This window comes from Sulfitobacter sp. HI0027 (assembly GCF_001634775.1).
Lineage (GTDB): Bacteria > Pseudomonadota > Alphaproteobacteria > Rhodobacterales > Rhodobacteraceae > Sulfitobacter.
The window spans coordinates 1-21,185 of record NZ_LWER01000317.1; the positions used below are offsets into that span (position 1 = coordinate 1).

Here is a 21,185-nt window from a genome sequence, read left to right on the forward strand (position 1 = left end):
GGCACCGCCCCTATGGTCGCTCTTGCCCCGGCATTTCTGGCAACGGTTGCCACAGCGGCGGTGTTCGGGGCCTTGCTGCTGCGCCTCCCGCCCCCGGACGGCCATGCCTATGCCGCCACGCTCCTCATCCTCGGCGCCTATGGGGTGGCCCATGCTCTGCTCGTGGGGCTAATGCAGGGCTTTCTGATCCTGCAGGTCCGGCGTGGTTTCACCTCGCCCCAGCGTCGGGCGGTTTTCGCCATTGTGACGCTCTGGTCCGACTATCTGGCAGCGATCACGGCGCTGATCCTGCTTGCGGCGCATCTGCCGGGGATGATCGCGTGAGAAAGTTGTTGCGCATTCTCTTGCCGCTGCTGGTCTGGCTGGTCAGTTTCAGCGCGATCTATGGGCTGCAGGGTTTGGGCTGCGCCCTTGGTTGGGCGAAGGTCGCTTGGCTCGGCTTGCCACTATTCCGTTGGGCCCTCCTGATAGCTTGGTTCGCCGCTATTGAGCTGCAACTACTGCTAGTTTGCGTAGTGAGAAGACAGCATTGCAAGCGAACATCTCGTTTTTACCATCAATTAAATCTTGTATCCGCATGGTCCGCTTTGATCGCGACGGCTTGGACTTTGTTCCCGGTGACTGTGTCATCCAACTGTGTATAGAACTGATTTCGCGGGCTTAAATGCAGCTATACCTCCGAAACAACCAAAATATTCTGAGTTTCTGCAGAAGCAGATATACGTCACAACCGGGTCGAAAGCTAATTAGGAAAGAACGAAAAACATCAGAAGCTATAGAAGCTCCCCATCACAAAACCGATACACTTTGTCCCTCTTCGCGAAAACTTCAGGCGAAAGTAGGTCCTCGGACTGTTCCATGGATTTGGGCAACTTCGGAGAATGTAGATGTCAGGGAAAAAAGTTGATCGTATCAGACGCTACTCGAACTTGGTGAAGTTCATACGATATTTGTGTTCATATCTTAGCGAGATTCACCGTCAATATTTTACTAATTGTTAGACTTTAGCAGTAATATATGCAATCATAGGCTACCATTTTGAAAATGGTTGCGAGCGCGACGAGCCACAGAACTGCAACCACAGAAATAAAACCCCACGGCCATCGGGACTTCTTGCGCTGCAAGTTTCTGAGGTATGCGATTCTTCTCTAGGCATATGTGTTCCTTTTGAAGAAGTATAGCATTTGGTTGGCTCTCGTTCTAGTAGAACTGTTGGTTCAGGCTCGCATATGCAGGAACTTGCCTAATCAACTTGTTTTGCTCGAGTTTCTGAGGTGCACGCCGGATTTGAACTTATTTTGCATCACGCGCGACCTCGGAGAAGGTCGTCTACTAGAATGATATCATCGGCAGGATGAACGAAGACTGCACACCTCTTCAACCTTGTTTCCAAGCCAGCGCAGTTGTCGAAATGCGCTAAAGCGTCCTGCCGAAAACCTGAATCGCGGGGATTCCCGCGGGGCTAATTTCGTGATTCATTCTGTTTGGGAGGATGGATCATGTCAGCACCATCGCCAGAAGCGCTGCGGGCGCGATTTCAGAGATTGATTGAGGAAGACTTGAGCGGTCGCACGGCGGCGTTACGGTTGCATCTTTCGCCTGCGACGGGCGCTCGCAGGCCAAGGCCGGTGTCGGCCGATGGATCACCTTCTACAACAACCAGCGGCCTCATGCCGCCCATGGAGGGCACCCGCCCGCCGTGATCTACTTCAACCAGATCGAGCCCGGCCGGTAGAGGCAGAGAATAGCTTAAATCAGCCCCGAAACTGTCCAACCGACGGGGGTCAGCTCAATCTACATCGCTGCAACCGTCATGTTCTGGTTGTGAGTCCTGAGCCGGGAACGTTTCGACCCTTTCGCTCGTTTATTTTTCCAGATAATATCTTTTCGTTTACCCTAAGGAGTTGATCATGCCCAAACTTGCGCTGTACGTGCCACTGAAGGCCAAGGCCGGAAAAGAAAGCGATGTCGCGGATTTCTTGACCTCGGCGCTACCGCTCGTTCAAGCCGAGCCCGGTACCCTGACCTGGTATGCGATCCAGGAAGGCCCCGGTGCGTACGCGATCTTCGATACGTTCGACACAGAGGAAGATCGGCAGGCGCATCTTGACGGCAAGGTTGCCGCCGCACTGATGGAAAAGGCGGATGAGCTGTTTTCCGAACCGCCGCAGATCCATAAGTTCACCCTACTGGCAGCTAAATAGCAGAGTGCTCGGCACCATTCCGTCGGGCTTCGGCAAACGGCAGATCGCCGCCGTACGGTGTGCCTTGATGTGCGTGTTGTCGATCATGATGGTCTCGCCTTCGGCGCCAGGCTGGGCGAGCTCGACGAAGATCCGGGCGAAAACGCCCATCCGCGACCAGTGAAGTTCAGGCCGAGCTGCTTCAAGACAATTTATGGGGTCTGACCCTAGAATCTGAAGGGTGAGCTTTCAGAAGCCACACAAATATTATCGGAGCTGCGGGCGCCCACGCGGCATTCTGTCTTAGTCAAAGCAGGAGAAAGCCTATGCGCGCCCTCACTTTTTAAGGGACCGGCAAGGTCCAGGTCGACACTGTCGATGACCCGACCATCGAGGAAACGACCGATGTCGTGATCCAAGTCACTTCGACCGCGATCTGCGGGTCCGACCTGCATCTGGCGAAATGGATTGGTCGGGACGGGTGTCGAAGTGCGGAGACGGGACGATGCGCGGACTGCTGTTCGAGGCAGCGTCCTGCTTGATCCGCCAGGTGAAGCGTTTCTCGCCACTGAAGAGCTGGGCTGTGCGACTGGCCGGACGACGCGGGTTCCGAAAGGCCGCAGTCGCAACAGCGCGCAAGATCGCAGTCCTGATGCTGACGATCTGGAAATCTGGCACGGACTATCAATGGACAAAGGAGGCCAATGCCTGATCTGAATTTCCGCCGCTGAGAAGGTGGGAAGCGAAGTCCCGACGGGACGGAGGTAGATCGATCTCGTAAAAACGGTTGGGGCGCAGGCTCGCTTGCCCACCCCGCAAACGACATTGGAGACGATCCACCACCGAACACCAACATGAGGCGCAAAACGCGACCTCGGAGAGAACCATGACCCCGAACGGACAGATCGCTATCCCACTTGATATGGCCGCAATCAGAGAACCGTTTTTTAGATTCAACCTTCGGTGCGATACCAGTCGGCGACGTTCCACAGGTCGCTGTCCCAAGCGTTCAGCTTGACGCCACCAAGCGTGTTAGCCTGTGCTGCCACCGCCGCGCGGTTGATTAGCGGCAGCATAGATTTGCTTTCGGTAGTGATAATGTCGTTCAGACGTTTCACCAGACGCGCCCGCTCTTCGATCTTGCTGGTGCGAGATAGCTCATCCAGCAGAGAGTCGTATTCCTCATCGCAAAAGCGGTTGATGTTCTCGCCCTGCCACTGGGTTGATGGTTTTGGCTCATTCCCACAACGGCGCTGCGCGAGATAGGCTTGCGGATCAGTGCCGTCATAGAGGTTCGCATACATTTCGACATCGGCATAGAACTTGGGAAAAGTGTCGGGGCTACCGGGGTCGCCGCCGAAAAAGACCGACGCGTCGATGTTGCGCAACTCAACCTCGATGCCGATCTGGTTCCACCAATCTTTGATCAGCGCCTGAAAGTCTTGGCGCACCGCATTGGTGGAGGTCAGGAACAGGATCGACAGACGCATACCGTCTTTCTCGCGCACGCCGTCCCCGTCTTGGTCCTGCCAGCCCGCTTCATCCAAAAGCGTCTTCGCCGCTTCCAAATCCTGTGTCAGACATTCGGTGTTATCAGAGCTATAGATCGGCGGCGCGGGGACCAAATTGCAGGTTGGCCGACCCGCTTGACCATAGCCGATTTCGTTCAGCAATTCGCGATCAATGGCCATACTCATGGCCTGACGAACGCGCCGATCGGTAAGGAAAGGATGCGGTTCCTCCACCGTCGCCCGGGTTTCCGGCGGCAGGTCCGGCGAGGGGTTCGTCATATTGATCTCGATCCGCTCCACCAAAGGGCCGAACTCAAAAATAGGCTTGCCGGTTCCGCCTTCGGCAATCTTTTCCAGCACATCGGGAGCCATCAACAGATCCCAAGCGTAGTCAAACTCGCCCGTCTCCATCACCGTGCGCGCGGCTGACACGGAATCCCCGCCGCCTTTGAAGTTGAGCTTGGCGAAAGCAGGCTTGCTGGGATCGCGGTAATTGTCATTCGCGACAAGCTGGATTGAGTCGTTAGGCCGAAAATCCGTCACCACAAAGGGGCCGCTGCCAATCGGGTTGAAGTTCTCCTCCGTACAACCCGGTGCCCGCGCGCCGGTGCATTCCGCAAACTGGGCGGCCTGAAGGATGGGCGCGGCCGCGCCCACGAAAGGCAGATAGGGGTACGGTTTCGGCTCGTCGAAATGGATCGTCACGGTGTGGTCATCAATGACTTCGACTTCTTTCACGTCATTGAACTTTGACAGTTGTGCGCAACCGCCTTCGGGGTTCATGCAATAATCTGCCGTAAACTTAACATCCTCGGCGGTAAGCGGCGTACCGTCGGACCAAGTCACCCCTTCCTTCAGTTTCCAAGTGATAGCCGTTAGGTCTTCGGTCATGCCGCCGTTCTCGACCGTTGGGATTTCGACCGCCAGTTTCGGAACAAGCTCGCCTTTCTCATCGGCGTTGGCCAAAGGCTCAAGCACCATGCTGGAAGCATCGCGCTCTTTCACACCGCCGGATAGATAGGGGTTCAAGATTGAGGGCGCTTGCCAGTAGATAATGTTGAGTTGATCATCGCGACCGCGCTCGCCCTCTTGGGCAAACGCCATTGATGACAATAAGGTCATCGAGGTTGCTCCGAGTAAATGTACTATGAACCGCATGGCCTGTCCTCTGTTTTGTTCGTGTTTAACGCGAATAAATACTTAACCAATCAAACAGATTCTTAACGATTTGCAAGGCTAAGGACGCCCCTAGGCGAACGAGTAGGCATCTTCCGGACAATGGTCACCACTACCGAGAAGGACTAACGAGGATCAATTGGAAACCGGAATCCAAAGACACCATGGGTTCTAATCTAAATCGCCGACCGTCTCAAACGCCCTTCTAAGGGACAGGGCCACTGGGCAATCAAGCCTCCATCTAAGGTTTCGGTGACGGTGAACTGAGCGAAATATTTCCCGACAAGCTGCACTGATACCGAGCCGGTCGTCACTTCTAAATTGGTTGCCAATCTCTACACGCACACCAAACGAGACTTTTATATTTTGGTTCAACTCACCGCCTGTACTTGTTCCGGCTCGCGCAAGCAGCGCAGTCTGCAGAAAAAGTAGCGACGACCCACCTGGGGTAAAAAGGGGAAAGGGTCGCCGCAGTTATTCGGTGCTACAGGGAGGATGCACCGCCGTGAATGAACCACAACTGACATTCACAAAATGCATATACGTGCGCTTTAGGAAAAAGCAAATATGATGGCAGGTTTCCTCTGGTATGCCCAACCTGATGCACTTTGGGATGTTCGAAGAAAATCGGCGACCTCAGAAGCCAGGGAATGGACGAAGGCCGCCGCAGTTTACCGCGACCCATGGAAGTTCAAGCCGGGGTGTAATGGGGTGTCACTCCAACCCCCTAAAGTTGTTTAGGCCAAGACTGTTCACAAAGCAAACAGTTTGAGTAACATTTATTCAGCCAGCTTCCGCGTTTTCCGCGCTTAAACCGGCATCTAACAATTGTTCCTTGTCCGGAAGGTCTCGCAAGCTCTCAAGATCAAACGCGATCAAAAACTGCTCTGTCGTCACAAACGTGTAAGGTGCCCCTCTCTGAGGTGATCGTGGACCCGTTCCAATCAAATCGCGCGCATGTAAGCGACCAAGCAAATCGCGGTTGACCTCTTTGCCAAAAATATCCTTAAGACCTTCGCGTGTAATCGGTTGGTGGTAGGCGATGGCGGCCAGGACCGCGACGTCGAATTCGCTCAGGTCCAGCAATTGGTCCCCGATATCTGCCGCCGCGCGGATCGCAGGGGCGTAGATAGCCCGCGTCCGGAACATCCAGCCGCCAGCGACTTGAGCGATCTCGAAGGCCCGCCCCTCCAGATCGGCGGCAAGGTCCTCAACCAGCAGGTCGACCGAAGCGCCCTGCCCCACCACGCGGGCCAGATCGTCGCGCGGCACCGGCGAGGCAGCGGCAAAGAGCACCGCCTCGATCCGGCGCATCCATTCCCGCCAGCGCAACTCTGGCGGCAGGTCGGGCAGCTCGCGGTCCAGTTCGGGGTCAGAGCGATCCTTCGCCATCGCTACACCCCGTAGAGCCGGAAGGTGTCGCGCCCGGTCAGCTCGCGCACCGCGCCGAGGTCGACCAGCCGGTCGCAGAGCCGCCGCGCGGCGCGATCCGGCAATGGCAAGGCCGACGGCGCCACGGCGTCCCGGGTCAGGAACATCTTGACGGCATCCCCCGCCCCCTTTGCCCGCAGCTTCGGAGCGACCGCCTTGAGATACGCCGCCCGCCGCGCGAGGTCGACGGAGAGACGCACGACATCGACTGCCGATAAGACGAGCGCCCGATGACAGGCGAGACGCAAGTCGTCGCCATGCTTGCGCAGGTCGGCGCGTTTCAGACCCGCGGCCAACAACGGCAAGAGATGATTCCAACCGAATGTTTGGGCGAGAGCCGCCTCCGCAAGGATCAGCGCCGCAACCTCTGCGCGCGGCGCCTCGCGCAGTACCGCCTCCAGCACCATCGCGGCACGGGTCACGGGCGCCCCTTTCCCCGCATCGAGCCACGTCGCGATCTGGCCCGGCTCGAAGGCCGGCAAGGCTCGGCCCAGAGCCTTGATCGACACCGGCCGCTCCACCGCACGCCGCCAGGCGAGGCAGATTTCACCGGTCGGTCCGGGTAGATCGCCGGGCCGCAACAGGTGCACCGCATCGCGCAACTCCGCTGCCCGCTCCGATCGTCCAGAGAACGCGACACAAGCCGCAGCCGCGCTCAGTGCCAAACGGTCCCGCAACAAAGCTTGGGGCACCTCCGCGCGTCCGAGCACAACATGCAGATGATTCAGCGCCGCGCCCGACAAAAACGCAACATCTTCAAGGGTTTCAGCGCGTGCAGAGGTGACCCAGGCAGGCATCCGTTGTAACGTGTCGAGGTCGCTGATGTGATCTAGCCGGGCGAAAGTCATGCCTGAAGCCTACATCAGCGCGGCGCTTTCGTCTAGTTAATAGCGACCAAACCGCCCCACCTTGTCGCTCTCATCTATGTCCAATAAGTTTACATTATTGGATCAGCCGTCAAGCGAAACGCTATTCAAAGCCCTACGCCCGGCCGGGTTCGCCTGAGGCCGCCCTTTCCTGCTGGCTCGCAGTCTCATGCGTGGCAATTACCCTGTTAGGAGCATTATATGTAGAAAATACTTGCGCGACACTCAGCCTTTCGTCAATAGTCACGGAAACAAGGCGATAAACGCCATGTTCCGTGAACACGGGACGGGGATCGAGGGTAGATGAGCAGTACAGAACAAACAGATGACCTGAATTCCATCATCAGGCAACATGCGGAATGGCTGTCCGGCCAATTGCATTCGCAGCGCGAGAACCTGTTTCCCCCGAATGCGCAGAAAACCATGCGTACCTTCACCTCTGGTGAGGCTGCGGCGTTGCTTGGCGTGAACGACAGCTACTTACGCAAACTTCACCTCGAAGGGCGCGGGCCCTCTCCTGCCCTTACACCGGGCAACCGGCGACACTATTCAGTGTATGATATTCAGGACCTACGCATCCTGCTCGAAAAAACTGCGCGCAAACCTGGAGATTACCTGCCCGGACGACGCGAAGGTGACAAGCTCCAGGTCATTGGTGTAATGAATTTTAAGGGGGGATCTGGCAAAACGACGAGCTCTGCCCACCTTGCTCAACGCCTTGCGCTCAAAGGGTATCGGGTGCTTGCCATTGACCTTGACCCCCAGGCGTCCCTGACCGCCCTGCACGGTGTGCAGCCTGAATTCGACCTACAAGACGGTGGCACTTTATACGACGCCATCAGGTACGAATCCCCCGTGCCCATCGCCGATGTAATCCGCAAAACCTACATTCCCAATCTTGATCTGATCCCAGGCAACCTCGAGCTGATGGAGTTCGAACACGAAACCCCACGTGCTTTGTCGCAGGGCAAGGCAGGACTATTTTTTTTCCGCGTAAAAGAGGCTCTAATGCAGGTGGATTCCGAGTACGATGTGGTCGTCATCGACTGTCCGCCCCAACTTGGTTTCCTAACCATGTCTGCCCTGTCGGCTGCAACTGGCGTGATGGTCACCATCCACCCCGAAATGCTCGACGTGATGTCGATGTCGCAGTTCCTGCGTATGACTGCCGACCTGATGGACGTGATCGCTGAATCCGGCGCCGACATGAGCCATGACTGGATGCGCTACCTGCTGACCCGCTACGAACCCGCCGACGCGCCGCAGAATCGAATCGTTGCCTTTTTGCGGACCATGTACGGCGACAAAGTGCTGAACGCGCCGCAACTTAAGTCGACAGCAATTTCAGACGCAGGTCTCACAAAGCAGACCCTATACGAAGTCGAGCGCAGCGCCTTCACCCGCTCCACCTATGACCGTGCAGTCGAAAGCCTCAATGCCGTCAACGATGAAATCGCTGAACTAATCCAGCAGACGTGGGGACGTCCATGACGACCAAGAAAAAACGCATGACAATGCTCGACGGGCTATCAGGGGCAGGGCATACTCCCCCTGCCCCCGGATCCTCGATGATGTCCACGAACCGCGCGCTGCGCTCTGCACGCGATGCCGTAGATTCGCATCAGGTGTGGGATCTCGACCCTGATACAATCGAAGATGACAGGATTGCGGACCGTCTCGACGTCAGCGACATGGCCGATTTGCGTGACGCTATAGAGACTAATGGCCAAACGGTGCCAATTCTTGTGCGTCGGCACCCCACGACCCCCGACCGCTACCTGCTGGTTTACGGGCGGCGCAGACTTCAGGCAATCCGCAATTCAAGCAAAGTAGGGACCGTCCGCGCATTGATCGCCAGTATGGGGGAAGATGCCGCCGTTCGTGCACAAATTTCCGAGAACATGGCGCGCCGTGACCTGTCATTCATCGAACGGGCTCTGTTCGCACAAGAACTTGTTGAAACCGGCTTTGGCAACCAGACGCAAGTCGCCGAGGTGCTTACGGTCACAAAGTCTTCTATCTCGATGGCCATATCCATTGCAGAGCTGATAGGCCGCGACCTGATCCGTGCCATCGGCCCTGCTCATGGTATCGGCCGCCCTCGATGGGAGGCTCTTAGCAAAGCCATTGAGGCAGGTCGGACTAACCCGGATCGGTTGATCAAAATTGCCGAAACCGTTCGCAATGAAGCCGAGGAGTCGATCGTAGTAGGCGACAGCCTGGCTCAGAACGAACCCAACGATGCATCCATGCGCGCCTTCGAGGCCGTCTTTAAGGCCGCAGCCCTGCCCGACAGCCCTGCGACAAAGGTCAAACAGGCCTCTGCTCGCAAACCCAAACTCAGTGTTGATCTGCCCGTCGATGGCAGAACAGCAGCCAAGCTAGTGCGATCCGATAAGGGGGTATCGCTTGACTTGGGAAAAGGGCCATTTGCCGATTGGATCGAGTCTCACGGGCAGGATCTGATCGAAGAACTTCACGCGCGCTGGATTCAACACCGCGACGACTGAGGAATAGAGCAACAATGAAAGGGAGACACGAGAAAGACTAAAAGAAAAGGTCCCGCAAAGACGACGCTCCACGAGACCCAGACTTGTTTCTAGCACCTTCAAGCTAGTGGTCGGAGCCCCAATTCGCAAGTCCAAAGTGATTCGCGGACCGCTATATTTTTGTCTTCGTGCACATGAAAATGGAATACACACCCGTATCGTCATTCCGGCGACCTATATCTGCTGTCCAATTGGAACGCCATGCACTGGCGGACCAGCCCGCCGCAGAAGTCAACAAATGGCATGCCCTGCGCAATCTCGCGGCCGCGCGCCAACACTTTGGCCTATCCGATCGTGACCTCACCGTTTTGCAAACGCTGCTCGGGTTCCACCCCGAAACAGCAATTGGATCGGGCTCCCCACCAGCAATTGTTTACCCTTCTAATGCTGCGATCTGCGAACGATTGAACGGTATGCCTAGCTCTACCATGAGGCGGCACATTGCCCGCTTAGTAGACGCTGGCATTATCGTTCGACGCGACAGCCCAAACGGCAAACGCTACGTGCGTCATCATGGTGGCGCAAAGCTAGCCTACGGGTTTGACCTTACTCCACTTGCCGCGCGCTTTGATGAGTTCAGGGAAATCGCGGAAAAGCTTGCCCATGCAGAGGCTCGCTGCAAACGCCTGCGCGAGACCGTCAGCCTAATGCGCCGCGACCTTGCAGGTTTCGTCGCCTATGGGCTGTCATTGAAGCCCGACCTAGCCTTGTGGGACCGTATGAGCGACCTCTCCCTGCTCACGGCCCGTGACCTTCGCAGAAGACTAAGCTTCGAAGATTTAAATGTACTCGAAGCAAAAATGATGGCAGCGCTGGAAGAAGTCAAAACCTGTATCGACGCGCCACAATCAGACAATATGAGCACCAGCGACGCTAATATTGAGCAGCACCATCATAGTTCAAATAAAGAATATAAAGATAATAGAGAAGAAGCAGGAGGCGGCGCTAACGAAGCCCCGACGGTAAACCATCGATCATCGCAGCAAGCACCGCCAATAAAGCTAGTGTTGAGCACCTGCAAAGAGATACAAACATTCGCTCCAGGCTCCGTACGGCATTGGGATGATCTCGTAAGACTTTCGGATGCTGTTAGCCCAATGATGGGAATTACCAGACAGGTTTGGAAGGAAGCTCAATCTCGAATGGGCACGGCGCAAGCTGCAACGACACTTGCTGCGATGCTCGAAAGATTTGCTGAGATTAAGAGCCCATCGGCCTATCTGCGTTCGCTTACACGAAAGGCCGAGAACGGTTTGTTTTCCTGCGGCGCTATGATTCGCGCATTGCAGGTGCGACGGGGGTAGGTTCACAGCTGTGAACTTTTGCTGAGCTGCCCCCTCCCCGATTGCTGTTCACAGCTGTGAACAGTGCAACCCTGAGCCTCTGCATTTTCTGGCTTCTAGCAAAAAATGACGGAAACGGAATCGTTCGAGGGACTTCATGCCAACTTGCTGGCCAAGCGCGATCTCCGCCAGCGCCTGAAGTGTCAGATCACGGTGGCACCCCGGGTGATCCGATCCCGATCTAGGCGGCTATCAGCGAAGCGCTGCGCGGCTGCCGGAACCAATCCACGGGCCTCTTCAAGGAGCTTTGGACCGCCTTCCGGGCCGTCAGGAAGCCTCTGAGCAGCTTGTACGTCTACTTACCTGTTTCAAGGAGTTTCAGGAACGGGCGAAGGCGGCATAACTAAAGTGACTGGCGCGGTGGAACCTGTGGATACACAAGTGGTGATGATGTCGACGTGATGGAGAAGACACGAGAAATGAGCCCCAAGGAGGCCATTTTCGAACCTCACATACTAATTACAAATAAACTTAATCCAGTTGCTAGTAATTCACCTGATAAATAGGAAGCGGTGGGTGCGGTGCCCAATGCTCCACCCGCAGAGCGGATTGAGAGGGAGCTGGAAACTGGATTACCGCGATGCGCAAGAAGCGGACAGCGCTCGACCTGCCGACAATCATGCAGGCCTGTCCGGAATTCGCGTCCTGGGCGCGCAGTATGGGCAGGATTCCTGGAGGATTGGGGCGATCTGCACCAGGTTGCCAGGCAGCTCAGGCCGATGATTGGTGCTCTCTGAGCATGCCTGGAATGTGGCGCAGGATCGAATGGGCACCAAAGTGGCCATGGCCGCGTTTGCACTCGTCTTCGCGAAACACAGCGCGGGCGAGGTTGCCTCACCGGGCGGATACTTGCGGGGCATGGTCGAGAAAGCCGGGCCAGGGAAGCTGCATCTCGAGCGCAGCTTCTATGGTAGGCTCAGTGGGCAGGCGGCGTGACGTATTGATCAATAAGTAGCATTGGCATATATTGCCAATAAAGGAGGCCCGACCCATGGTGACACGCAACGTTGTCCTGACCGAAACCCAAGACCATCTGGTTCAAGCATTGGTGGCATCCGGGCGCTACCAGAACGTGAGTGAAGCGATGCGCGCTGGCCTGAGGCTGCTTGAGCAAGAAGAGGCACAGCTTGCCGGGATCCGGAAGGGCCTTCTTGAGGGATTGGCGCAGGCCAAGGCGGGCGATCTTGCAGAGGGCAGCGGCCAAGATGCGATCCGTCGGGCCTTTGCGACTGCGCGCGCTCGTTCATGAGCCGATCCTTCCGGCTGACGCGTCGTGCGGAAGCCAGCCTCGCCGAGATCGCCAGATGGACGATCGAGAATTTTGGGCTGCGTCAGACCGAGCTCTACGAGGCGGAATTGCTCAACCGCTGTGAAGGTATTCTGAACGGCCCTGCGTATAGCCGGAGTTGCGCGGTTCTCGTGGATGAGGCCGATGACTTGCGGTTCGTTAGGGCAGGGGAGCATTTTCTAGTGTTTCTGGACCAGCCCGACGAGGTCATCATCGTCGATATCCTGCACTCTCGCAGTAATCTGCCTCATCATATGGCGGCGCTGATGGCGTTGAAGAATGAAGGCCTCTGATCCGCGTCACAGGCCTGCGGCCTTGGTCAGGTTCACCCGGAACCGGTCGCGGCGGCGCTGATAACGGCGGGTCATCTCGGCCGAGGCGTGCCCAAGTTGCTTCTGGACATAGCGCTCGTCGACTTCGGCCGAGCTGGCGAGGCCGGCGCGCAAGGAATGGCCAGAAAACAGTGCCAGGCGCTCTTTCTCGGGCAGTTCGGATCGGATCCGGGCGTCGAGGACCGTGCGCTTGATCAGTCGTGCAATATGTTTGTCGTTCAGGCGCGTTTCAGATGCACGCTTGCCATCGCGCGAGGTGCCGACGAAGACAGGGCCGAAGTCGATCTTCGCGAAGTGCAGCCATTGCTCAAGCGCATGGATTGGGCAGGTTTGATCCTTGGAGCCGCGGCCAATCTCGACCTCGCGCCAGCCGGTCTTGGCATTGAGGGTGAGCAGGGCGCCCTCGTCGAAGATCTCGATCCAGCCGCCGGAATCCGGCGTGTCATCCTTGTGAACATCGAGACTGATAATTTCCGAGCGTCGGAGGCCCCCTGCATAGCCGAGGAGCAGGATGGCCCGATCCCGTAGCCCGCGCAGATCGTAGGGCAGGGTGGCCACCATTCCGAGAATGTCCTCGGCCAGGATCGCTTCCTTCTGCACCGGCGGACGGGCGTGTTTGCGCTTGATCCCGGCCAGCACCGTGGCGATATGACGGTTCTTGCGATCAAGTGTGAAGCCGCGCTGCGCATAGTACCATGCAAGTCCTGACAGGCGACGTTCGATAGTACTGACCGATAGGGCAGGGGAGGGGCCCGACCCGGAGGCGAGTTCGGCGAGGTAAAGGCCGATTATCTCGGATGAGGGGGGCATAGGTTCCGCGCCCTTCATCCGACACCAACGCGCGAAATGCGCCCAGTCCTTCCCGTAGGCCTTCAGCGTATTGTCCGAGGCTGCGGCGCGGGCATAGTCCCGGGCGGTGCCTACCAGCCCATCAAGCCTGCCGGATCCCGCGACGTGGGCGGGTAGGGAGATGTCGTTGCTTTTTTCTTGATCGCTGTCGCCGTTCTGAGCGATACTAAACGCACCAGAGTTTGATGATGTCGGTTTCTCGTCCTCTGAGGCCATTTTTCAGTGAATCCAGTGATGAAATTGAACTGCTTTTCAGCATATCTTCTGATGTCCGATAATAACATCTTATTGGACACACATGAGAGCGACAAGGTGGGGCGGTTTGGTCGCTATTTCCTGGCAAAAAGCGCCGAGCTGATGTAGGCTTCAGGCATGACTTTCGCCCGGCTAGATCACATCAGCGACCTCGACACGTTACAACGGATGCCTGCTTGGGTCACCTCTGCACGCGCTGAAACGGGATTGCCAACTTGTTTGCGGTGCGGCGCTTGGTTAGGCGGTAGGTATGAATATACCATCCTCGATGCAGCGCCTGAAAGGCTACCGTTTCCCTCGTGAGATCGTTGCATATGCCGTCTGGGTCTACCATCGCTTCGCGCTCAGCACGGCGGATGTCGAGGATCTTCTTGCCGAACGGGGTGTGATGGTCAGCCGGGAAACGATCCGGAAATGGGTGAAACGCTTTGGGCGCCACTTTGCCGATTGCATCAGGCGCGACAGACCGGCCGCGGTCGACAAATGGCACCTGGATGAGGTCGTCATCCCAATCAACGGCAGAAAATACTGGCTCTGGCGGGCGGTCGACGCGAACGGCGACGTGCTTGATATTCTCGTTCAGCCACAGCGCAACGCCAAGGCTGCAAGCCGTTTTCTGGCAAGGCTGATCGACCGGTTCGGTGCCCCCCGTGTCGTCATCACGGATAAGTTGCGCAGCTATTTCAAGCCGGTCCGAGACCTGGCACCGGGCGCAGATCATCGCGCGCACAAGGGATTGAACAACCGGATCGAAGGATCACACAGGCCAACACGAAAACGCGAGAAGTTGATGGGGCGGTTCAAATCGCCCCGACAGGCACAGAGATTTCTGGCAACACATGATCAGATCAACATCGTTTTTCGCCCACGACGCTATCAACTCTCCGCCATCTCATACCGCCACGCCAGGACCGATGCTTTCGACCTCTGGAGAGGCTATGCTGCCGAAATGACCGCCTGACAGGCAGAGGTCTCGCCCCTCTCAAATAGGCGAAAACAAGTTGGCAATCCCAGCTGGACCCCCACCGCGCCTTTTTTGCCGAAGTCATCAGCCAAGACGGCGACATCACCATGCCCGAGCTGGCCTCGGCTTTGTTTGACGCAACCGGCGTCCGCGCCCATCCCGATGCGATCGGGCGGTTTCTGCGCAAGCTTGGATTCACATACAAAAAAAGTCGCTGGTCGCTGCCGAACGCCTTCGGGCAAAGGTAAGGAAGCAGCGCGAAGATTGGTTCAAACATCGCGTGCCCGCAGTGTCGGCCCGACCTGAACATGTTGTCTTCATTGACGAAACCTCTGTCAAAACCAACCTGACGAGGCCGCGCGGGTGGGCGCCGCGCGGGCAACGGCTGATCATGGACGCTCCGTTCGGCGCATGGGGTACGCAGACCTTCATCGCGGGTCTCAGCGCGGGGTCGATGATCGCACCTTGGGTTATCAAAGGTGCGATGGATGGCGCCGCCTTCGCCGCCTACGTCGAAAAGGTGCTGGTGCCAGAGCTCGCGCCCGGCACCGTGGTCATCCTGGACAACCTTGCCACCCACAAGAACGCATCAGCGGCCAAGGCAATGCGCGACGCCGGATGCTGGTTCCTGTTCCTGCCGCCCTACAGTCCTGACCTGAATCCAATTGAGATGGCCTTCTCTAAGCTCAAGGCACACCTCCGGCGGATTGGCGCGCGGACATTTACAGACATGTTCAACGCGCTCGGCGAAATCTGCGACCTCTACTCGCCAGAGGAGTGCTGGAACTATTTCAAGGCTGCCGGATATGTCTCAGGTTAAAGGTCGGATGCTTTAAAGGAGTATCCCGCGCTGACCGAAAGCGCTGAAGGTTAGACAAGCCCGCAGTGCAAGACGGCGGCTCTAGGGAATATGAAAGCGTTAGGTTGCAGGGCATACTTCAACCGCGAAAGGCCCTTACACGCTGGCCAAACTCCTTGAAATGGGATTTTTTGCAATTGGCGCGGACTCAGCTCACGGGATATCTGCATCGAGATAAATGTGCCCCGGCGCAGCTTCAAGGTAGCTTCTGTTGGGTGGAACGTAATCAGGTTGACGGATCGGGCTTTGAATTTCTCTTTCGTCAATAACTCTGCTGACATGTCGTCTTGACGGGTCAGCAACAGGAACAGCACTCAACAGTCGCTTCGTGTATGGGTGTTGTGGGTTTCCTAACACTGCCTCGCGCGTCCCGATCTCGACGATTTCTCCTAAGTACATTACAGCCACCCGGTGAGCCACGCGCTCGACTACTGCCATATCGTGCGAGATGAACAGGTAGGCAATGCCAAGCCTCTGCTGCAGGTCTAGCATTAGGTTGACTACTTGAGCTTTTACCGAGACGTCCAGCGCAGAAACGCTTTCATCTGCTACGATCAGCTCAGGTTCGAGAGAAAGGGCTCGAGCAATACATATCCTTTGCCTCTGCCCGCCCGAGAACTGATGAGGGTATCTTTTTAGCGCATCGGGAAGTAACCCGACCTGCGTCATTAGCTCGCGCGCCTTGTATTGCGCTTCTTCGCGCGTGGCGAGGCCATTGACGAGCATTGGTTCGATGATGGAATTGCCAACACTGCGTCGCGGATTAAGGCTGGAGTATGGATCTTGGAAGATCATTTGCATGCGCCGCCGAGCTTGGCGCAACTTGTCCTTATCCATCTCAAGTACATTTTCGCCGTCTAGGTCGACCGTCCCCGCGTCCGGTTCGGTCAACCTTAGAACTGAATGCCCTGTTGTAGACTTACCGCAACCCGACTCACCAACCAAAGCCAAAGTTTCACCGGACCGGATATCAAAGGAAACGTTCTCAACCGCATGCACTCTGCCGGCAACGCGACCCAAGATGCCTTTTCTAAGCGGGAAACGCGTTGTGAGACCTTGCACTTTTAGTAGCGGTGCTCCTGGGGCGCTCGCCGGCGTCTCGTTTATCTTAATATCCTCGGCTTCGCCGCTATTACGCGAGTAGATCTGGAACTTTCGGGGTAAACTCTCACCGGCCATGGAGCCGAGCCGCGGCACGGCTGAGAGCAAGGATCGGGTGTACCCAGCTTTGGGAGCCCCGAAAATGTCGGCGGTGGTGCCGGTTTCGACGAGATCACCGTTTCTCATGACGACAGTACGGTCAGATACTTCTGCTACAACGCCCATATCGTGGGTAATAAAAAGTACGGCCATCCCTTCGTCTTCTTGAAGCTCTTTTACGAGTGATAAAATTTGCGCTTGGATGGTCACGTCGAGAGCCGTGGTAGGCTCGTCAGCAATTAACATCTTCGGCTTACAGGCGAGAGCCATCGCAATCATGATCCGCTGGCGCATCCCGCCGGATAGGTTGTGGGGGTAATCCGAAAATCGCCGTTCTGCGTCAGAGATCCGCACACGATCAAATAGTCGCAAGGTTTCCGCGCGGGCTGCCCGGGTATCAAGGCCTCGGTGTATGGCCAGCGACTCGGCGATCTGGTTCCCGCAGGTCATGACCGGGTTCAAAGATGTCATTGGCTCTTGGAAGATCATAGCGATATCCCCGCCCCTGAGGCGGCGCATTTCATCAGGCGAAAGCTGAGGAATTTCCCGCCCCTCAAAAGTGATGTTGCCTTCAATGCGAGCTTGGCCGGGTGGTAGCAACCCGAGGATAGACATCGCAGTTACACTCTTTCCAGAACCTGATTCACCCACCAACGCGACGGTTTCGCCAGGGTTTACGTCAAACGACACCCCATGAATTACTTCAGTCCATTTTTTGCGAGCCCCAAAGGCAACCCGCAGATCATCTACGCGCAGAATTGGAGACTGGGTTTTCTCAATCATGTTGTCTCGTCCTGTCAGTGGTCAGCGCGCGGATCGAGAGCATCACGCATCCCGTCGCCGATAAAGTTGAAAGAAGTCACTGCAAGGGTGATGGCTGCCCCTGGAATGATCGCCAGCCAAGGTGCACTCGTCAAATATGTTTGTGCGCTGTTGAGCATGTTGCCCCAACTTGGTGTCGGCGGTTGAATCCCGAAGCCGAGAAAGCTGATATAACTTTCCGCGAGGATTGCGTTCGCAACATTTAGCGTAGCAGCTACCACGATCGGTGCGATCGCGTTTGGCAGGATCTCACGGAACATCAGGCGACTGCTGCTTGCGCCATAGGAATGTGCGGCAAGGGTGTACTCCCTAGTCCGCAGCGAACGCGTCTGCGCCTCCACCACACGTGCTACTTCCATCCATGACGTCATCGCGATCAGAAAGATAATTGCAGGTACGGTTGGCGAGACCAGTGCCGAGATTGCGAGCAACAGAAAGATGGAGGGAAAGCAAAGCATCGCATCGACGAAGCGCATCAGAACAGCACCAATAGCACCGCCATAAAAGCCTGCGATAAGTCCGACACTCACGCCGATTACCATACTGACGGCCATGGCGGAAAATCCAATAGAAAGTGAAATTCGTCCTGCCATTAAGAGCCGCGCCAGCGTGTCTCGTCCCATCATGTCAGTGCCAAACACATGGGAACCGCTGAAAGGCGCCGCGAACCGGCTCTGCATGTCGATATGTGTATCACTAAAGGGCAGTAGCCACGGACCGACAAGGCAAGAGAATGCGAGAACTATGATTGTTGCAAGCCCAAACAGCGCTAGACGGTGATCTGCAAACCTTTGAGCTACCGGCCACCGCGCGAGCTTACGGTTTGGTGCAGGGGAAACGGCTTCGGTCATCAGCTTTGCCTCGAAATTCTGGGGTCTGCAACACTATAGAGAAGGTCGGCCAACAGGTTGCCAAGGAGCACAATTACAGCCGAAAACATCAGGACTCCCATCACAACCGGGTAGTCGCGGTAGCTAATGGAATCCAGAAACAGCCGCCCCATCCCAGGCCACGTAAATACGGTTTCAGTCACCAATGCGCCTGACAGAAGGACTGGAAGTTGAACGCCCGCAATGGTGATCATCGGTAGCAAAGCGTTGCGCATTGCATGACGAAATAGAATCCGTCTTTCGCTCACACCTTTTGCCCGAGCGGTCCGAATATAATCTTGGTTGATAACATCCAGCATGGAAGACCGCATGTATCGGCTCCAGACTGCGGTGGACACAAGGGCTAGAACGATACTTGGTCCCACCAAGTGGTGGACCCGGTTCCAGAATGAGCCATCACCAATGGTGTACCGGTTTCCAGAGGGAAGCCAGTCAAGCCCCACTGAGAATACGTAGATGACAATCAGCCCGAACCAAAACGTAGGGATAGAAAGTGCCACCATTGCGCCAACTGTCGCAAGACTATCAAAAAATGAGTATCGACGGATGGCGCCAAGCGTCCCGATCCAAACCCCCAAAACGACTGCAATTACGGTAGCAGTCATCATTAATTCGAGTGTTGCACCGAGGTGAGAGAAGATAACATCGAGGACGGGTTGGCGATCACGGTAGGATACACCCCAATCTCCCTGAAGCATCCTCAGGAACCACTCCCCGTACTGAACGGGAAGTGGTCTGTTTAGTCCCAACTGTTCTGCCAGGCGGTCCAAATCAGCCTGCGTCATGCTTCCATCGACGGCATACTGGGAAAGGGGCCCACCAGGAGCCAGATGCAAAATTGTGAACCCGATCATCGAGACCACGATTAGCAAGATGACGGCTTGGCCGAAGCGGCGAAGTAGAAAAGTTGCCAAGTGAATTACCTGTCAGTCAGTGTGAAAGGCTCAAGCGCCCCAGAACCAATGGCCCATGTTCCAAGCGTTTTGCCGCTGGTTGATATTAGGCTTGAAGCCCATTAGCCCTTTTTTGATGCCTTCAACCGGCGCATATTGCCAGATTGGCAGGATGGGCATCTCCTCTCGGACGATCTCTTGAAGGCGGTAATAGATTTCCTTGCGCCGCTCGACATCGAAGGTTTCCTGGCCTTCTTTGAGGAGCGCATCAGCCTCGTCATTTTCCCACTGCATGTAGTTGCCCCCGCTACCACCTTTCTTGGGGATGGCGGTGCTGGCGAAGCGGGCTGCCGGGTCAGGGTCCAGGCCGGTTCGAAACGTTGTGCCTACGAGCAAGCTATCAAATTGACTCTGTACGTAGAAGTCGCCCCAAATGACTGCTGCAGGAAGGTTATTAATCGAAAGCTCTACTCCGATCGCGGCCCAATCCTGCATTAAGAATTGCTGTACCTGTTCGCGCAGCTGGTTTCCTGTTGTCGTGGATATGTCGAAGGAGAGGCGCACACCATTTTTACTGCGTATCCCGCTGCCGTCGCGTTCCCAGCCAGCTTCATCCAAGAGGGTATTCGCCTTCTCCGGATCGTAAACGTGCTCGGGTAGATTTGGATTGAACGCCCATGACTCACGGGGCGCAAAAGACTCTGTTGCCTCCGGTACACCATAATAGATGGCGTCGATTATCACGTCCTTGTTAATGGCGTGATAAAGGGCCTGGCGCACCGCTTTCTCACTGAGAGCCGGATGTTCGAGATTGGGCATAACAAGCTCGATATTCCCACTTGGCGCAATGAACACATCCTGATCTGGAAGGTTCTTGGCTTCTTCGTAAAAGTTCTGGGGGATGCCAGAAATAAGGATCGTATCCACCTGCCCAGTCCGGAATTGTGCATATAGGGAGGTCATGTCGGGTACATACTTAAGGACGGCTCTCTCCAGATAGGGACCGTCCCCGTGATAGTTTTCATTTGCGATCAAAGTGATGTTATCGCCCGACGTGCGCGACCCCCACTTGAACGGACCTGTACCAATAGGAGCGCTGTCGAATGGGGTTTGATTGGGATCCTCCGCGCCCTCGAGGAGGTGGCGGGGCACGATGTGGGTGTTGGCGAGAAGAGCGAGATATGGAGAGAAAGCCGCCGACATCCGCCATGAGATTACATTATCGCTAACGACAGTGATTTCCTCAAGAAGCTCGTGCCCGACACGCGTACGTGACCGAAAACCGTCAGCATTGATCAGTTCCAAGCTGAACTTTACGTCATGGGCAGTGAAAGGTGTCCCATCATGCCAGTTCACATCATCCCGCAAGCGAACGGTCCAGACGAGTCCATCTTTTGAAATGCCGCCATTCTCTACAGAAGGAATCTCCACAGCGAGATCTGGAAGAAGGCTGCCATCGGGCTGTGCCACCCAAAGCGAGCTGAAAATATTAGTCCAGATAATCTCATCAACTTCTACGCCTGGCATGAGTGGATGAAAGGATACTGGTTCCTGCGAAAGTCCAACCACTACAACGCCCGTGGGTGTTGTCGGCGGCGTACCCACCGCATCCGACTGGCCAAAAGCCGGCCCGGCTGCAGCCAGGAGTCCCAGCGACGAGAGCCCCAAACCAAAGCCTAGCACGTCGCGGCGAGAGTGGATCATTGCGCCAGATTTTAATCTGGTGGATCGATAAGAAGCATTGCGTGTCATGAAATTTCCCCCGTTGGCACAG

Annotated in this window: 19 protein-coding genes and 3 pseudogenes; 13 read left to right on the forward strand and 9 right to left on the reverse strand. The window is 56.2% G+C overall.

Features of this window, described 5'->3' with window-relative positions; translation table 11 throughout:
• The 3 genes and pseudogenes from A3722_RS24370 to A3722_RS15850 all read left to right on the forward strand — a co-directional run.
• Positions 1 to 324 (forward strand): annotated as a pseudogene (locus A3722_RS24370) (cytochrome ubiquinol oxidase subunit I); the annotation flags it as partial.
• Positions 325 to 1,612: 1,288 nt separating this feature from the next.
• Positions 1,613 to 1,735, forward strand: a pseudogene (locus A3722_RS25330) (integrase core domain-containing protein); the annotation flags it as partial.
• A 175-nt stretch (positions 1,736 to 1,910) separates the two neighbouring features.
• Complete coding sequence (locus A3722_RS15850; RefSeq protein ID WP_067622669.1) at positions 1,911 to 2,204, forward strand: putative quinol monooxygenase; 294 nt, start codon at positions 1,911 to 1,913, stop codon at positions 2,202 to 2,204.
• 45 nt (positions 2,205 to 2,249) lie between these two features.
• Here A3722_RS15850 and A3722_RS24060 read toward each other — a convergent pair.
• A pseudogene (locus tag A3722_RS24060) lies at positions 2,250 to 2,369 on the reverse strand (IS5/IS1182 family transposase); the annotation flags it as partial.
• 319 nt (positions 2,370 to 2,688) lie between these two features.
• Between A3722_RS24060 and A3722_RS15855 the strand changes: the two are divergent.
• Positions 2,689 to 2,895, forward strand: coding sequence for a hypothetical protein (locus A3722_RS15855; protein ID WP_067622668.1), 207 nt, complete (start codon positions 2,689 to 2,691; stop codon positions 2,893 to 2,895).
• Positions 2,896 to 3,136: 241 nt separating this feature from the next.
• On the opposite strand, the gene A3722_RS15860 is transcribed toward A3722_RS15855, so the two are convergent.
• The 3 genes from A3722_RS15860 to A3722_RS15870 form a co-directional block, all read right to left on the reverse strand.
• Positions 3,137 to 4,852 carry a peptide ABC transporter substrate-binding protein gene (locus tag A3722_RS15860; RefSeq protein WP_067622666.1) on the reverse strand — a complete coding sequence of 572 codons (1,716 nt, stop codon included), beginning with the start codon at positions 4,850 to 4,852 and terminating at the stop codon, positions 3,137 to 3,139.
• An 801-nt stretch (positions 4,853 to 5,653) separates the two neighbouring features.
• Positions 5,654 to 6,262 carry an SMC-Scp complex subunit ScpB gene (gene scpB / locus A3722_RS15865; protein WP_067622664.1) on the reverse strand — a complete coding sequence of 203 codons (609 nt, stop codon included), beginning with the start codon at positions 6,260 to 6,262 and terminating at the stop codon, positions 5,654 to 5,656.
• Positions 6,263 to 6,264: 2 nt separating this feature from the next.
• The gene (locus tag A3722_RS15870; RefSeq protein WP_067622662.1) at positions 6,265 to 7,149 is read right to left on the reverse strand and encodes a DUF1403 family protein; all 885 of its coding nucleotides are present in this window, start codon (positions 7,147 to 7,149) and stop codon (positions 6,265 to 6,267) included.
• Between the two features lie 321 nt (positions 7,150 to 7,470).
• On the opposite strand from A3722_RS15870, the gene repA reads away from it, so the two are divergent.
• The 6 genes from repA (at position 7,471) to A3722_RS15900 (ending at position 12,640) form a co-directional block, all read left to right on the forward strand.
• The gene (repA, locus tag A3722_RS15875) at positions 7,471 to 8,658 is read left to right on the forward strand and encodes a plasmid partitioning protein RepA (RefSeq protein ID WP_067622659.1); all 1,188 of its coding nucleotides are present in this window, start codon (positions 7,471 to 7,473) and stop codon (positions 8,656 to 8,658) included.
• Positions 8,655 to 9,677 carry a plasmid partitioning protein RepB gene (gene repB, locus A3722_RS15880; RefSeq protein WP_067622657.1) on the forward strand — a complete coding sequence of 341 codons (1,023 nt, stop codon included), beginning with the start codon at positions 8,655 to 8,657 and terminating at the stop codon, positions 9,675 to 9,677. Before repA ends, repB begins: the two co-directional genes overlap by 4 nt.
• Positions 9,678 to 9,856: 179 nt before the next feature.
• Positions 9,857 to 11,020 (forward strand): plasmid replication protein RepC, encoded by a 1,164-nt coding sequence (repC, locus tag A3722_RS15885; RefSeq protein WP_067622654.1) that lies wholly within the window; start codon positions 9,857 to 9,859, stop codon positions 11,018 to 11,020.
• A 765-nt stretch (positions 11,021 to 11,785) separates the two neighbouring features.
• Positions 11,786 to 11,995 (forward strand): replication initiation protein RepC, encoded by a 210-nt coding sequence (gene repC, locus A3722_RS24915; protein ID WP_269084641.1) that lies wholly within the window; start codon positions 11,786 to 11,788, stop codon positions 11,993 to 11,995.
• A 55-nt stretch (positions 11,996 to 12,050) separates the two neighbouring features.
• Complete coding sequence (locus tag A3722_RS15895; protein ID WP_067622651.1) at positions 12,051 to 12,308, forward strand: type II toxin-antitoxin system ParD family antitoxin; 258 nt, start codon at positions 12,051 to 12,053, stop codon at positions 12,306 to 12,308.
• Positions 12,305 to 12,640, forward strand: coding sequence for a type II toxin-antitoxin system RelE/ParE family toxin (locus tag A3722_RS15900; protein ID WP_067622648.1), 336 nt, complete (start codon positions 12,305 to 12,307; stop codon positions 12,638 to 12,640). The genes A3722_RS15895 and A3722_RS15900 overlap by 4 nt, the downstream gene beginning before the upstream one ends.
• 6 nt (positions 12,641 to 12,646) lie before the next feature.
• Here the strand turns inward: A3722_RS15900 and A3722_RS15905 are convergent, their stop codons facing one another.
• The gene (locus tag A3722_RS15905; protein ID WP_067622646.1) at positions 12,647 to 13,744 is read right to left on the reverse strand and encodes a tyrosine-type recombinase/integrase; all 1,098 of its coding nucleotides are present in this window, start codon (positions 13,742 to 13,744) and stop codon (positions 12,647 to 12,649) included.
• 289 nt (positions 13,745 to 14,033) lie between these two features.
• On the opposite strand from A3722_RS15905, the gene A3722_RS15910 reads away from it, so the two are divergent.
• The 3 genes from A3722_RS15910 to A3722_RS15915 all read left to right on the forward strand — a co-directional run bounded on the left by A3722_RS15910 (position 14,034) and on the right by A3722_RS15915 (position 15,567).
• Positions 14,034 to 14,744, forward strand: coding sequence for an IS6 family transposase (locus tag A3722_RS15910; RefSeq protein ID WP_067622643.1), 711 nt, complete (start codon positions 14,034 to 14,036; stop codon positions 14,742 to 14,744).
• A gap of 110 nt (positions 14,745 to 14,854) precedes the next feature.
• Positions 14,855 to 14,995, forward strand: a complete 141-nt coding sequence (locus A3722_RS24070; protein ID WP_150119968.1) for a hypothetical protein — start codon at positions 14,855 to 14,857, stop codon at positions 14,993 to 14,995.
• Positions 14,962 to 15,567, forward strand: a complete 606-nt coding sequence (locus A3722_RS15915; RefSeq protein WP_236627452.1) for an IS630 family transposase — start codon at positions 14,962 to 14,964, stop codon at positions 15,565 to 15,567. Before A3722_RS24070 ends, A3722_RS15915 begins: the two co-directional genes overlap by 34 nt.
• A 192-nt stretch (positions 15,568 to 15,759) precedes the next feature.
• Here the strand turns inward: A3722_RS15915 and A3722_RS15920 are convergent, their stop codons facing one another.
• From A3722_RS15920 to A3722_RS15935, 4 genes are read right to left on the reverse strand one after another with little or no spacing between them, the layout of a single operon-like run.
• Positions 15,760 to 17,589 (reverse strand): ABC transporter ATP-binding protein, encoded by a 1,830-nt coding sequence (locus tag A3722_RS15920; protein WP_067622641.1) that lies wholly within the window; start codon positions 17,587 to 17,589, stop codon positions 15,760 to 15,762.
• Positions 17,590 to 17,603: 14 nt separating this feature from the next.
• Complete coding sequence (locus tag A3722_RS15925) at positions 17,604 to 18,479, reverse strand: ABC transporter permease (protein WP_067622639.1); 876 nt, start codon at positions 18,477 to 18,479, stop codon at positions 17,604 to 17,606.
• Positions 18,479 to 19,432, reverse strand: a complete 954-nt coding sequence (locus A3722_RS15930; protein ID WP_067622636.1) for an ABC transporter permease — start codon at positions 19,430 to 19,432, stop codon at positions 18,479 to 18,481. The genes A3722_RS15925 and A3722_RS15930 overlap by 1 nt, the downstream gene beginning before the upstream one ends.
• A 30-nt stretch (positions 19,433 to 19,462) precedes the next feature.
• Positions 19,463 to 21,163 carry a peptide ABC transporter substrate-binding protein gene (locus tag A3722_RS15935; protein ID WP_067622634.1) on the reverse strand — a complete coding sequence of 567 codons (1,701 nt, stop codon included), beginning with the start codon at positions 21,161 to 21,163 and terminating at the stop codon, positions 19,463 to 19,465.
• Positions 21,164 to 21,185 lie beyond the last annotated feature (22 nt).

Bases quoted from the DNA above. Each gene is read 5' to 3' on its own strand.
- A3722_RS15850 (WP_067622669.1), top strand. From the start codon at position 1,911: ATGCCCAAACTTGCGCTGTACGTGCCACTGAAGGCCAAGGCCGGAAAA.
- A3722_RS15855 (WP_067622668.1), top strand. From the start codon at position 2,689: ATGCGCGGACTGCTGTTCGAGGCAGCGTCCTGCTTGATCCGCCAGGTG.
- A3722_RS15860 (WP_067622666.1), bottom strand. From the start codon at position 4,852: ATGCGGTTCATAGTACATTTACTCGGAGCAACCTCGATGACCTTATTG.
- scpB (WP_067622664.1), bottom strand. From the start codon at position 6,262: ATGGCGAAGGATCGCTCTGACCCCGAACTGGACCGCGAGCTGCCCGAC.
- A3722_RS15870 (WP_067622662.1), bottom strand. From the start codon at position 7,149: ATGACTTTCGCCCGGCTAGATCACATCAGCGACCTCGACACGTTACAA.
- repA (WP_067622659.1), top strand. From the start codon at position 7,471: ATGAGCAGTACAGAACAAACAGATGACCTGAATTCCATCATCAGGCAA.
- repB (WP_067622657.1), top strand. From the start codon at position 8,655: ATGACGACCAAGAAAAAACGCATGACAATGCTCGACGGGCTATCAGGG.
- repC (WP_067622654.1), top strand. From the start codon at position 9,857: ATGGAATACACACCCGTATCGTCATTCCGGCGACCTATATCTGCTGTC.
- A3722_RS15895 (WP_067622651.1), top strand. From the start codon at position 12,051: ATGGTGACACGCAACGTTGTCCTGACCGAAACCCAAGACCATCTGGTT.
- A3722_RS15900 (WP_067622648.1), top strand. From the start codon at position 12,305: ATGAGCCGATCCTTCCGGCTGACGCGTCGTGCGGAAGCCAGCCTCGCC.
- A3722_RS15905 (WP_067622646.1), bottom strand. From the start codon at position 13,744: ATGGCCTCAGAGGACGAGAAACCGACATCATCAAACTCTGGTGCGTTT.
- A3722_RS15910 (WP_067622643.1), top strand. From the start codon at position 14,034: ATGAATATACCATCCTCGATGCAGCGCCTGAAAGGCTACCGTTTCCCT.
- A3722_RS24070 (WP_150119968.1), top strand. From the start codon at position 14,855: ATGCCCGAGCTGGCCTCGGCTTTGTTTGACGCAACCGGCGTCCGCGCC.
- A3722_RS15920 (WP_067622641.1), bottom strand. From the start codon at position 17,589: ATGATTGAGAAAACCCAGTCTCCAATTCTGCGCGTAGATGATCTGCGG.
- A3722_RS15925 (WP_067622639.1), bottom strand. From the start codon at position 18,479: ATGACCGAAGCCGTTTCCCCTGCACCAAACCGTAAGCTCGCGCGGTGG.
- A3722_RS15935 (WP_067622634.1), bottom strand. From the start codon at position 21,163: ATGACACGCAATGCTTCTTATCGATCCACCAGATTAAAATCTGGCGCA.